This window comes from Enterococcus villorum (genome assembly GCF_007990225.1).
GTDB classification, from domain to species: domain Bacteria; phylum Bacillota; class Bacilli; order Lactobacillales; family Enterococcaceae; genus Enterococcus_B; species Enterococcus_B villorum.
The window spans coordinates 1-11,971 of sequence record NZ_BJWF01000035.1; the positions used below are offsets into that span (position 1 = coordinate 1).

11 protein-coding genes are annotated in these 11,971 nt (G+C 32.7%); 6 read left to right on the forward strand and 5 right to left on the reverse strand.

The window, feature by feature from the left end:
- Positions 1-281: 281 nt before the first annotated feature.
- From EVI01_RS10690 to EVI01_RS10700, 3 genes are all read right to left on the reverse strand, one after another.
- A complete protein-coding gene (locus EVI01_RS10690; protein ID WP_010750520.1) occupies positions 282-635 on the reverse strand; it encodes a Spx/MgsR family RNA polymerase-binding regulatory protein in 354 nt (117 codons plus the stop codon).
- A gap of 20 nt (positions 636-655) precedes the next feature.
- Positions 656-1,060 (reverse strand): Spx/MgsR family RNA polymerase-binding regulatory protein, encoded by a 405-nt coding sequence (locus EVI01_RS10695; RefSeq protein ID WP_010750521.1) that lies wholly within the window; start codon positions 1,058-1,060, stop codon positions 656-658.
- 226 nt (positions 1,061-1,286) lie between these two features.
- Positions 1,287-3,485: an ATP-dependent helicase gene (locus tag EVI01_RS10700; RefSeq protein WP_010750522.1), complete on the reverse strand. Its 2,199-nt coding sequence runs from the start codon at positions 3,483-3,485 to the stop codon at positions 1,287-1,289.
- A 179-nt stretch (positions 3,486-3,664) separates the two neighbouring features.
- Here EVI01_RS10700 and EVI01_RS10705 point away from each other — a divergent pair, with 179 nt between their 5' ends.
- Positions 3,665-4,354 carry a YoaK family protein gene (locus tag EVI01_RS10705; RefSeq protein ID WP_010750523.1) on the forward strand — a complete coding sequence of 230 codons (690 nt, stop codon included), beginning with the start codon at positions 3,665-3,667 and terminating at the stop codon, positions 4,352-4,354.
- A 52-nt stretch (positions 4,355-4,406) separates the two neighbouring features.
- Here EVI01_RS10705 and EVI01_RS10710 read toward each other — a convergent pair whose 3' ends face one another.
- Positions 4,407-4,622 carry a hypothetical protein gene (locus EVI01_RS10710; protein ID WP_010750524.1) on the reverse strand — a complete coding sequence of 72 codons (216 nt, stop codon included), beginning with the start codon at positions 4,620-4,622 and terminating at the stop codon, positions 4,407-4,409.
- A 259-nt stretch (positions 4,623-4,881) separates the two neighbouring features.
- On the opposite strand from EVI01_RS10710, the gene EVI01_RS10715 reads away from it, so the two are divergent.
- The 3 genes from EVI01_RS10715 (at position 4,882) to EVI01_RS10725 (ending at position 7,643) form a co-directional block, all read left to right on the forward strand.
- Positions 4,882-5,484 (forward strand): accessory gene regulator B family protein, encoded by a 603-nt coding sequence (locus EVI01_RS10715; protein WP_010750525.1) that lies wholly within the window; start codon positions 4,882-4,884, stop codon positions 5,482-5,484.
- Positions 5,485-5,624: 140 nt separating this feature from the next.
- The gene (locus EVI01_RS10720; protein WP_146811674.1) at positions 5,625-6,902 is read left to right on the forward strand and encodes a sensor histidine kinase; all 1,278 of its coding nucleotides are present in this window, start codon (positions 5,625-5,627) and stop codon (positions 6,900-6,902) included.
- A 12-nt stretch (positions 6,903-6,914) separates the two neighbouring features.
- Positions 6,915-7,643 carry a LytR/AlgR family response regulator transcription factor gene (locus tag EVI01_RS10725; protein ID WP_010750527.1) on the forward strand — a complete coding sequence of 243 codons (729 nt, stop codon included), beginning with the start codon at positions 6,915-6,917 and terminating at the stop codon, positions 7,641-7,643.
- Between the two features lie 82 nt (positions 7,644-7,725).
- On the opposite strand, the gene EVI01_RS10730 is transcribed toward EVI01_RS10725, so the two are convergent.
- The gene (locus EVI01_RS10730; RefSeq protein ID WP_010750528.1) at positions 7,726-9,243 is read right to left on the reverse strand and encodes a zinc ABC transporter substrate-binding protein AdcA; all 1,518 of its coding nucleotides are present in this window, start codon (positions 9,241-9,243) and stop codon (positions 7,726-7,728) included.
- A gap of 556 nt (positions 9,244-9,799) precedes the next feature.
- Between EVI01_RS10730 and EVI01_RS10735 the strand changes: the two genes are divergently transcribed.
- Both EVI01_RS10735 and EVI01_RS14150 read left to right on the forward strand, forming a co-directional pair.
- Positions 9,800-11,203 carry a bacterial Ig-like domain-containing protein gene (locus EVI01_RS10735; RefSeq protein ID WP_010750529.1) on the forward strand — a complete coding sequence of 468 codons (1,404 nt, stop codon included), beginning with the start codon at positions 9,800-9,802 and terminating at the stop codon, positions 11,201-11,203.
- Positions 11,203-11,967 carry a WxL domain-containing protein gene (locus EVI01_RS14150; RefSeq protein WP_010750530.1) on the forward strand — a complete coding sequence of 255 codons (765 nt, stop codon included), beginning with the start codon at positions 11,203-11,205 and terminating at the stop codon, positions 11,965-11,967. The genes EVI01_RS10735 and EVI01_RS14150 overlap by 1 nt, the downstream gene beginning before the upstream one ends.
- Positions 11,968-11,971: the final 4 nt, after the last annotated feature.

Consider the following 11,971-nt stretch of genomic DNA (forward strand, 5'->3'; position numbering starts at 1 on the left):
CCGTTCTTTTTTAACGACCTCGTTATCTTATCATGTGATTTATGATCCGTCAAGAACTTTTTTAGTATTCTTGTGAACTTTGTTTTTATCTTATAAAGAAGAAAAACAACAAAAATGAATATATCATGTAAATTTACACAAGTCAATAAGTAATTTACCTTTTTGGTATACCCATTCCAGTTTTTTCGAACACCACAAAAAAGGAAATGATCCCCTACTCATTTCCTTTCATCTACTATCATTTAATTGTCTTTAGTTCACTAATACTAATGTTCCTACTTTTATTCCCTACTTACAATAAGCTTTTCCATCAACGGTTCATTGAACCCTACAAATAAAACATCGTCAATGATAATTAGTGGTCGTCTGATTAAATCTCCATGGGTTCTACATAAAACAATTAATTGCTGTTTAGTAATAGTAGATAGATCAATTTCTAGCTTTTTGAAACCTTGTGACCATGTGGCGAACAATTGCTCCGCTTGAACTTCAGCAAAACAGCATAATTCTTTTGCTTCTTTTGCAGTTAAGTCTCTTTGATCCAAATCAATAAATTGATAGGAGAGTTGCTTTTCTTCTAACCACTGCTTTGCCTTTAAGCAGGTCAAACAATGTGCTGACCCATAAATTTTCACAAGATTCCTCCTTTTTTATATTAGCCAAATATACTATTTTGCATATAGATCATTTTTCTAGCAACAGAACGAATTTCTCTAGGTACAAATGAACGAATCTCATCTTCATTAAACCCAATTAATATTCTTTTTTCATCAATTAAAATTGGACGTCTTAATAAAGAAGGATATTGTTTGAAAAGAACGATCATCTGTTTTAACGTGAGTTCATTAAAGTCAATCGCCAATTTTTCATAGATTTTCGAGCGAGTAGAAATAATATCTTCAACCCCTCCGTTGGTGGCTGCTAAAATTTCACGTATTTCATTTTCTGATATTGGTTCTGCAAAAATGTTCTTTTCTTCAAAATCCAACCGATTTTCTTGCAACCATGCCCGTGCTTTCCGACAAGAAGTACAGCTAGGCGAAGTATACACTTTTATCATTCTCTCACTCCTTTTTAATTATAATCCCATTCTAACTTAAAGTTATAAAAAACACCAATTATTAGCTATAGAAAATTCAAAAAATTATTCATGTATCTTAAAACACACGTAAATCCTAAATTATAAATGTAAAAACAACTAAAAAATAGCTAAATTAAAATGATAATTAGTTGTAAAAAAACGATATCATAAGTAAATATTACTTATAATATCGTTTTTTATGAGATTATTTATTTACTTTTTTAACTTTACATCCCGTTTCTCTAATAAATCTTGAGATTTTTAATTTTCTTGTTCCCTTCATTAAGGGAATGCAGAGGTAAAGCCGATTTCTTGCTCTAGTCATCGCTACATAAAAAAGTCGACGCTCTTCTTCGACTGTCGTTACATGCTCTGCTTTTATTTTCTTTTTACCTGATGCTTCTTTGTCGCTTGCACCATTATAAGGTATCATTCCTTCATTACATCCGATTAGAAAAACATTTCGATAGCTTAGACCTTTGCTTTTATGGATACTTTGGATGCATAATGCATCTAATTTTCCCTGCCTATAAGCAATTAAACGGGTTTTCAATTGCTTTGCTATTGCCTGAACTTCCTTCTCCAACCGTTTTAATTGACCCAAAGTTGGGTATTGTTTCAGGTTTTCCAATAGCCATTCTTGTTCACTACTATCTATTTCTTTTGCTGAACGTGTCAGTTTAAGATATTTTTGCACTAAAAGATCGAAACGTTTATCTTTGCTTTTTTCAAAGGCATGAATTCCTTCTACAAATGAATGAATTTCTTTTTCTTTCGTCTTTAAATGAGGCTTAATGGATAAAATATAGCTTGTAATATCTTTTTCTTGTTGGAAGAAATACCTATCACATTCGACCTTTTTCAGGTAACAAGTTGACATTAACTGACGCAATAATTGTTGATAAGCTTGTGTTTTCTGTTGCGAAGTACTTGCTTCTTGCCAAGAAAGTACTTTTTGGTAAAACTGTTGAAAGAGTTTTACACCAAATATCCCTTCGTATTGCCCCTCTGCTTCTAATACAAATGGAATATTCGTCTGTAACAAGTCTTGTACTAATTGTTGCGTTTGAGTAAGCGATCGATATAGTACAATTGATTCTTTATATTTTCCTTTGTTTTTTATAAATGTCTTCATTTGATCAATGATCCATTGACTTTCGGCTTGTACGTTTTCAAATGCCAAAGCACTCATCACTCCCGCTTCTTTTTGTGCTGGGATCATCGCTTTTGGAATACGATCATTTTTATTAAATGTAATCAAACGATTCGCACCTTGCACAATCGAAGCACGTGATCGGTAGTTGGTCAATAAAAAAAGTGTCTTTGTTGGATAATCTTGATCAAAGTGTTTAATATACGAAGGTTCAGAACCTCTAAAACCATAAATACTTTGATCATCGTCTCCTACAACGATTAGTTTTATTGGTGTTTCTTTGGTTATTAAACGAACGATTTCCCATTGCAAAGGATTCGTGTCTTGAAACTCATCGATAAATAAATAATCATATTTTTGTCCTACATACCTTCTAACGCTCTCATTCTGTAAGACCTTTTTTAAGTTTTGTAACACATCATTGAACTCAAACAGACGTTGCTCCTTTTTTTGTACTTGGAGGTCTATCATTAAATGCGCCATTCTTTTAGAAATCGGTGTTTCAGTCTTTTTTTCTATTGCATCAAAATTTTCTTCTATTAAATGAACAATCTCTTCTATTGATAAGTTCATATTTTGCCAATAATCCAAACGCCCTGCAATATTTTTTTCGCCGTATTGATCGAATGCATACAAATTGTATTTACGGATAAGTTGTTGCATTAAGACATTGATTTTATAGGTTGTTTCTTTGGTTAATTCCCCTTGTACTCCTTCAGTAGCTACTTCAGGAAACTGTCGACAGATTTCATGGTACAAACGAAAAAAAATACTATGAAAAGTGCCTATATGAATATCCGTTTTTCGTTGGCTAAAGTTATCTACTCGCTTTTTCAATTCATTTGCAGCGTTTCTTGTAAAAGTGATCATTAGAATGCGTTGTTCATCTACTTCTTTTTGTGTCATTAAATAGACTGCTTTTGCACAAATCGTTTGTGTTTTACCACTTCCAGCCCCTGCAATAATTCTTAGGTTTTTTTCCATGTCATAAGTGATGGCTGCCTTTTGTTCATAATTAAATCGATTGTAGGAGCGTTTTTCCATCATATTAAAAAATGAAGGACTAACTTCCTTTTCTTTTTCTTCAATCAGCCCAGGTGCTTCTCCATAGGCTGCTTCATAACTTGCAATGATTTCTTCTTGCATACGAAAAACTTGTTGAAGCTTTTTGTATTTCTTTTCCCAATGATTCAATTCTTTTTGCAAGCTAAGAATTTCTTTTTCATCCCCTTGATTGATCGTTTTCCCCATCTTTCTATCTATAAATGTTCTCTATTTTCCTTTATACTAACAGACCTTTCTAAAAAATAAAATGACTTTCATAATTACCTTGATTTTCTGAAAATTATCTCTACATTTCCAAATAATTATAGAGACAGTGTGGTAAAATAAGAAAGAGAATCTATTAATTGTTGAAGGTGAAAATAAAAATGAGTACATCATTTCATGAGGGGCGAACTTTAGGACTTTTATTATCCTTTATCGGAGGAGCTATGGATAGTTATACATATGTTCAATACAATGCTTTTGCTTCGGCTCAGACAGGAAATATCATCTTAGCCATCATCCAAGCGTTCGATGGTGAGTGGCTGAGTGTCTTAAAAAAAGTTTTATCCACGCTCTTCTTCTTTTTAGGAATTTTATTGACAAAATTTTTGATTGACTATTTTAAGAAGAAAGAGAAGCATTTCTGGCGATTATTTGTCCTTTACTATGAAGCAGTGATTTTTTTCCTAGTGAGCATTTCGTCTATCAATGTGCATCCTGCTATTGTGACGATTATGATCGCGTTTACGGCTGCTATTCAATGGGTTTCTTTTGATAAAATCGATGGACGCGCCTATACCAATCTTTTTACTACAGGAAACTTAAAAGGTGTGGCAACAAATTTATACGACTATTGCGTCACAAAAGAAAAAGCAGATTTTGATCGTTTTTTCCATTTCCTTACTGTTGTCCTTGCTTTTATGAGTGGCGCTATCATCTTAGTCATTTTTCATCATTTGTTTGGACATTTATCTATCTTACTGGTTGCTTTTTTATTTTTAATCTTGGCAATTGTTCAAAGTATTAAAATTTGGCAGTTTTATCGTCACAACTCGTTTTTACTCAAAAAGTAAAAGAAAATAGACTGATTGTTTGCAGGATCTAACAAACAATCAGTCTATTTTTTTATTTTTTACATTCTGTTAAAACACACGATTTACGAACAACGAGTTGCCAATGCAAATTATCAGCAGTTGCATTATCTTCTACTGCACAGTTGGTCACTCGGATCATCACACTATTTTCATAAATTTTTTCTATTTCACCTTTGATCGGTGCACCGAACAAGTCAGAGACAAAAGCACATGTCTCCCCTACTTCAAAAAGTTGTTCCTCTTCCATAATAAATACCTCCAATATTTTTCACGTCAATAAATATTTAACATAAATTTAGCACAAGAACACATGTATCTCATAAAATGGTCTTTTTACATCAAAATCGTTATATTTTTTATATCAACACTTATAAAATACGTCAAAAAATATTCTTAAAATGGATTTTTTGAGTGTTTTTACGATTTTGATTTCAAAACAACTTTTTATGAAACGAAATGTCTCTTTTCTAAAATTTGACATAAAATCATAAGCGGAGGTACGTTTAATGAAAAATAAAATAGTGAATAGAATATTGAAAATGCTCTTCAGTGGTGAAAAAATGGAAGATGATTTGGTTTATATTCAAGTAAAATTTGCTCTAGAAGTTTTAATGAACAACCTTGGAAAATTGGCTGTTGTTTTAGTATTTTCTTTAGCAACTGGATCTTGGGCTGAAACAGGACTAACCTTTCTTTCTTACATTTGTATCCGTCGCTATGCTTACGGACTTCACTCTGATTCTGAATTTGTTTGTTTGCTATGGACTTTGCTTTATTTATGGGGCGTTCCCCTTTTAGTGAAACATTTTGAAATGACCCTCTCCTCCCCAATGAAGGTCATTTCATTAGTTATCTGTTTTTTGTTGTTGCTTCGCTATGGATCAAGAGGTACAGCTCTCAATCCGATTGAAACCAAAAAACGCCCCTTATTGTTAAAGAAATCCATCTTTATGTTTCTTATATTCACAGTAATTATTTTATTTTTCGCTAATTCTTACTTTTCTACTTACTTACTTCTCGGAGTTATTTTAGAAATAGTTACGTTGCTTCCAACCACAAATTATATAATGAACCTAGGAGGAATATTTTATGAAAAAAACAATCATTAAACAATTAACTAATTTGTCTGACTTTTTTGTATCAGGATGCTGCTTTGGTATGAGCTCAGAATTTAAAATCCCTGAAAAATTAAAAAAATAATTCAATAATTATGCTATAATTTGGTAAAAATCAATGGGAGCTGTGCTTTATGTTTTTATGGTCCATAGCGCTACAATATTTAATCTATGCAAGTTGTATATTACTCATTGAACATCAGATTAAACAAAAATATTTATTTGTAAGTGTCATTTTATTATGTTGTGTTGTTCTAGGATTTCTTTATCCATTATTTGGGATATTTACTGCTTTAATTGCAATTAGTATGCTGATGCTGACCTTTTTCTTCTTTTCGTCTTCCCGACAAAAGTTGATTTACGCACTTCCTTGGGGATTGCTAACATCACTTCTAGGAGATCATTTGACTAGCTTCAGCGATTTTTTTATTTTAAAAAATACAGTGATTGAACCTGGTGATTCCTTGCAGTATCTGCATCTCATTGTCTCTGCTACTTTATCCGCCTTACTTGCTTTGAGTTTTAAAAAAGCTTTAAACAACTTTCATGGACTTGATCGTCGAATGATCGGAACAATTGGTACATTGATGTTGTTTACTTATTATGTCATTATTTTTTACACTCGATTTTCTGGTGAGACGTCAAAAATTTTATCTTTAAATACTGGCTTTTTTATTCTTTATCTTCTAGGTGGGTTATTTATTCTTATCTATTACTGGAAAATTTCTAAGAAAAAGATGGCTGATCAATTACTTGAACAAAGAATGCAATTACAACAAGACTATATTCGTGATTTGGAGAAAAACTATCAGGATCTTAGAGAGTTTAAACATGATTATCAAAATTTGCTTTTCTCAATGAATAGCTATCTTGTTGAAGAAGATCTAGAAGGATTACGTCAGTATTATAATCAAAATATCTTACCTACGCATCAAATTATGGAGCAATTTCCAGTGAATCTTAGTCTGTTAGATCAAATAAAAAATCCAGAGATAAAAAGCTTATTGTCTTTGAAATTGATGATGGCACAGGAAAAAGGCCTTTCTATTCAACTTTTAGTACCAGAGGAAATACGCCTAAAGAAAAAATACACTGTCAACTTAGTTCGTATGTTGGGGATCATTTTGGATAATGCGATTGAAGGAGCTTCGATTACTAAGAAAAAGAAAATTGAACTATTGATATTAAAAAAGAAGCATTTCATCATCATCCGTGTAACCAACACAACATTGAATACACTTCCTTTAAATAAATTAAAACAAAAAGGTTTTTCCACAAAAACTGGACCTAAAAATGAAGGGCTGGGCTTGTTTATTTTAGATGAACTAACTAAATCAAACCCTTATATTTTCCTTGAGACATCGATTGAGAATCAACGTTTTTCTCAATCTCTCTATATAAAAACAGAGTAAAGGAGTATTCGCATGATTCCAATATATATTTGTGAAGATGATATAAAGCAACTAGAAGTCATTGCAGCCGTGATTAAAAATCGTATTATGATTGAAAATTTAGATAGTTATGTCCATGTAGCTACTTCTGATCCTGTTGAACTGCTTCAAGCAGCTAGCGAACGTACTTCATCTTTTGGTATTTATTTCTTAGACATCGAACTAAAAGATAGCAATCTAGATGGTATCATGATTGGCAAGCGCGTAAGAGATTTAGACCCCTTAGGAAAAATTATTTACGTGACTTCACATACTGATCTTTCCATGTCTATCTTGAAGAACAACATTGAACCAACGGATTATATTATCAAAGAGGATATCTTTGATTTAAAAGAAAATGTGGAGCGGATTTTAAGTAAAATTTTTGAAGATGTTCAAATAACACCCTTACAAAAAGACATTTTCAAAATTGAATTTAATGATGAAATCAAGTTTCTTCCAATCAAAGATATCCAATATTTTTCGACTTCCCCAGGAACACCACATAAATTAGAGGTTCATTTAACACATGCTCAAATGCAGTTTTACGATAAAATCAAAGAAATAGAAAAAATGAACCACCATTTTATCCGCTGCCATAAATCATACGTGATCAACACGCAAAACGTGCAAACGATCAATAAAAAGACTCGAGAAATCACACTAACCAATGGCGAAGTGATTCCGGCATCTGTACGTGGTTTAAAAAAATTGATTTCGTAAATCTCTGAACTCTCCCCTAAAAAAACAAACAAAAATAAACGAGTCAAACACAACTGTTTGTTTGACTCGTTTATTTCATTTATTAATGCAAAATCATTTCTTGGGCAATTTCTTTGCCACTCATTTCCTCTGGATAGAAAGTAGGCCAATTATTCATTTCTTCTAATAGAGTTTCTTGACTTTCATTACCTAAATAAATGTGGAAATGATCTGAGTTTGTAGGGGCAATTGAATGATCACTAAATTGAACATATCGATATGCTCCACTCGATAGATCCTTTGCTTCAAACAAGTAGCGTACGCCTCGATTACCTGCAGAATAATTAAGTATTTGTTTACCTACATATTGATAGTCTGATTGTTTTGTCTCGCCATTTTTAAAAGTAAAAGCCATGGTATTTCCAGTGATTTTTATTTTCTCAATATCTGTTTGATATCCTATCTTATAATACTCTTTGTACTCTTTAGCAGTCATTTTTGAACTTGTTTTTGCTTTATACTCAAATACTGGGTCCAACGTGCCATCCTCTAAATAGGTATCAACTGTTTGCCAGTCTCCATTCCAATCAGATAATGCACGATCTTTCACTGCGGAGTCTTCAAAATAACCATTGTAGACAGTTTTTTCTTTTTCTGGTACTAATGTACTTTCAAGTGGGTTTTCAGTTTCTGTTGTTTTTTGTAGAGATTTTAAATTTGCTTGCATAATTGACAGATAATTTTCTCCATTTGCCAACTGTTCTTTTGTTAAACCTTCTAAAGGATTTAAGACAGCTAAGGAGACACCAGCTTCATTTGCTAAAGTCTTAGCAATACTGTCTTTCGCGTTTTCTTCAAAGTAAATATACTTAATACCATGTTCTTGAACAAATTGTTTTAATTCTGCTATTCTGGCAGCTGACGGTTCCTCACTTGTTGATAATCCAGCAATCGCTACTTGATTTAAGCCATATTCTAATGCTAAATAATTAAATGCCGCATGTTGTGTGACAAATGTCTTTTGTTTTGCTTGTTTTAAAGTATCTTGGTAATTCTGATGAAGTGTCTGTAACTTTTCTAAATATTTTTCAGTATTTTTAGTAAACGCATCTTTTTTATCTGGATATTGTTCAATTAATTGATCACGGATAATTGCCACTTGTTTCATTGCTAGATTAGGTGCTAACCAGACATGTGGGTCTAATTCATGGGAATGTCCATCATGGTCGTGATCATGGTTGTGATCATGATCCTCTCCTGCTAACCAAAGCATTCCTTCTGTCGCCTTAATAGATAAAACATTGCCGTCTTTTAACGTTTCTTGAATAGCTGGTACCCAAGTCTCCATATTTTCATTGTTGTAAACAAAAACATCAGCGTTTTGAATTTTTGCCATGTCCTTTGCTGATGGCTCATAGTCATGTGAATCCGTCCCTGCCGGAATCAATAATGCTACTTCGCCTTCTTCGCCAACGACTTCTTTTGTAAAATCATACATGGGGTAAAAAGTCGCAATTACTTGTAACTTCTCCTGTTTGTTCGTGGCTTCCGATTGACTTCCACAACTTGCCAGTATCCCTACGATCAATACCATTCCTAATAAATAAAATAAGCGTTTCATTTTGTTACACTCCTTCTCATCTTCTTTCCTTGTTGGTTACGATTCACATAAACAAATCGTAATAATTACGTTTTATCAGCAGGATTTAATTTATCATACGAATAAAAGGATGGTCAAGCGTTTTCGTAAAAAATATTTTTTGTATTTTTATCTCTTTGTTCACAAATATTAATCATGAGCTAATTTTTATTATTTTAGATTTGTTTATGAAAAAAGTTTATTTTCTGTTTTCCAGCTATTTTATATAATGTTTTTTTATCTTTCATCAGGTTTCTCTCGTCAAGTATTTAGATAACGAACATCTCTTTAAAAACAGAGTTCCTCTCTTATATTACAGGCTTTAAAACGAAATATCTCCTATTATTATGTCCTGTTATCTTTACATATATATAACAAACATTCTTTATTTATATTCGCTTAAAAGACAATAAAAACCTCAAAAAAACGTTATTAAACATATTGCATTAATAAAATAAATGCTCTATACTCTTTTCACAGAACATTCTCTTTACTCTGTGAAATCATATCTATAAAAAATTTAAATAGGAGCATGCAAATGAAAAAAAAACGTTATTATCCATTGTTGTTCTTTGGAATAATTGGTTATCTATTATTTGGACTTTTGACACCAACCGTAGCAGCAGACTACTCTAAAAAAATAGGTAGCCTTACGATAACAGTTACTGGAAAAACCATAAATGAAACAATCTCTAATAAACCATATGAAATAGCTAACATTACTTTTGAGGTGCCAGACAATACTGTTTCTGGAAAGGAATATACGATTAACCACTTTGAACTCTATAAATTAAGTTTTTATAACCCAACTTCAAAGCGAATACCTCTATCGGAAAGTGGCATCACATTAGATCCAACCACAATAAAAATCATAGATGAAACAGGCAAGGATTGGACTTCTTTTTTTAACATACAAAATGATGGCAGTATTCCTGTGATACGTTCATTTCCAGATGGATTTTACGGACATACCTATACCATGAAACTCTATGGTAGCATTGATCATCCGAAAGACTATTCATCCTACATCAAAGATGGTTACTTAAACTTTCCCAATGTTTATTACAGACTACTTTATAAACAAATGGGATTCGAGCCATTTACTGGAGACACTCCATTCCTTTCAGATCAATACATAAAATTTTTAATCTATACTGTTAATGCCAATTACATAGATGAAAACAAGAACAAACTAGTCGATACTATCGAATACGGTGGCTACAGTGGGGATACCTATCAAACACTTGAAAAAGAAATACCCGGGTATCATCTGATCCAGACAGAAGGAAATACAAGTGGGGAATTTACAAAAGAGCCCATAACGGTCAATTACATTTATCGAAAAAATCTTTATTCGATCGATGCAAAAGATACGACGATCTATGTTGGAGAGAATTGGAACCCAGAAGACAATTTTGTTTCTGCGACAGATATTGATGGTCATGCTCTTTCTTTTGAAGATTCAGGTATACGCACCGAAGGTTCTGTTGATCCAACGACACCTGGCGTTTATTCGGTGATTTATAAGAATCAAACCGCTCAAAAAGAAGTCAAAGTCACTGTTAAAAAGCGTGATTTGCTCTTAACGGTCCCTGAAACAACTAATTTTGGACAGGTAAAATTAGGAAGTCACAACCTGCTTTTTTGGCCTAGTGAAAATGCCGTCACGGTCCAAGATGAATCAAATAGCAGTTGGGATCTTTCAATCAAATTAGCTTCAACTGCCTTACCTGATTTTACGAACTTTTTAACATATAATGGCCATACCTTATCGACACAGATGCAATCAATTGCTTCTGGCACAGGGAATATGGAAGTGAGCAATCAAAAAAATCGGAATGAATTTATTTATATTGATTATTCTGAAGCGACTTCTTTAAGAAAAGATCAGGCGATTCTCGAATGGGCTTTAACTCCTTCAACGAAAGGAGTGTTGGAATAATGAAAAAATGTCTATTATTCGTTATCTGTTTCAGTGGATTATTGTCGCTATCTTTATCGCCTAAAAAAGTGATGGCAGATACTTCTCATTCCAAAGTTTCTGGTACTTTGCTTGATCCTACGCTTTCTTCAGATAAAAACAACACATCTACCGCACCAAAAAAAGGGAAAGAATTCCCTAAAACTGGCGAAAAAGCTTACTTTCCCCTTAGGTTGATTGGAATACCTATCGTCTTATTCAGCGGGACTATCTGGTATGCCAGAAAGTTGAGGATGGATATGACTAAAAAATATAAATACTTGTTTGCTGGTTCTTGTTTGGGCTTCTTATTAATAGCTGGTCCAATAGCTTTTGCAAACAGTGCCACTTCAAGCGTGACTGGTGAAGTTATACCTGGAAGATTTTCCATGACTACACCGAATGGTTTAAATTTTCAAGCCACGTTGACTGGTCATGAACAAACCATTCATTTAAAAGCAGTTCATACTCAGATAACCGATTATCGTGGTCTAAACGAAGGATGGACAATAACCGTTCAATCCCCTAATTTTGATACCTATGCACAAAATTATCAATTAATTATCAATAACCAAGCAATTTCTCACAGTGAAACAATTGTTTATAACAATAACAAACAATCAATGAGTAAAAAAATAAATTTACCTGTAAAAGTAGCCATTTTAACCAGCGCAAAGGCTGGTACTTACATTGCCGATTTAGAATGGAATTTACAACCAAATATTAATCGTTCATTAAAGGAGTAGAAAA

Coding starts and splice junctions, on each gene's coding strand:
- EVI01_RS10695 (WP_010750521.1), bottom strand. CDS start 1,060: ATGATAAAAGTGTATACTTCGCCTAGCTGTACTTCTTGTCGGAAAGCA.
- EVI01_RS10700 (WP_010750522.1), bottom strand. CDS start 3,485: ATGGGGAAAACGATCAATCAAGGGGATGAAAAAGAAATTCTTAGCTTG.
- EVI01_RS10705 (WP_010750523.1), top strand. CDS start 3,665: ATGAGTACATCATTTCATGAGGGGCGAACTTTAGGACTTTTATTATCC.
- EVI01_RS10710 (WP_010750524.1), bottom strand. CDS start 4,622: ATGGAAGAGGAACAACTTTTTGAAGTAGGGGAGACATGTGCTTTTGTC.
- EVI01_RS10715 (WP_010750525.1), top strand. CDS start 4,882: ATGAAAAATAAAATAGTGAATAGAATATTGAAAATGCTCTTCAGTGGT.
- EVI01_RS10720 (WP_146811674.1), top strand. CDS start 5,625: ATGTTTTTATGGTCCATAGCGCTACAATATTTAATCTATGCAAGTTGT.
- EVI01_RS10725 (WP_010750527.1), top strand. CDS start 6,915: ATGATTCCAATATATATTTGTGAAGATGATATAAAGCAACTAGAAGTC.
- EVI01_RS10730 (WP_010750528.1), bottom strand. CDS start 9,243: ATGAAACGCTTATTTTATTTATTAGGAATGGTATTGATCGTAGGGATA.
- EVI01_RS10735 (WP_010750529.1), top strand. CDS start 9,800: ATGAAAAAAAAACGTTATTATCCATTGTTGTTCTTTGGAATAATTGGT.
- EVI01_RS14150 (WP_010750530.1), top strand. CDS start 11,203: ATGAAAAAATGTCTATTATTCGTTATCTGTTTCAGTGGATTATTGTCG.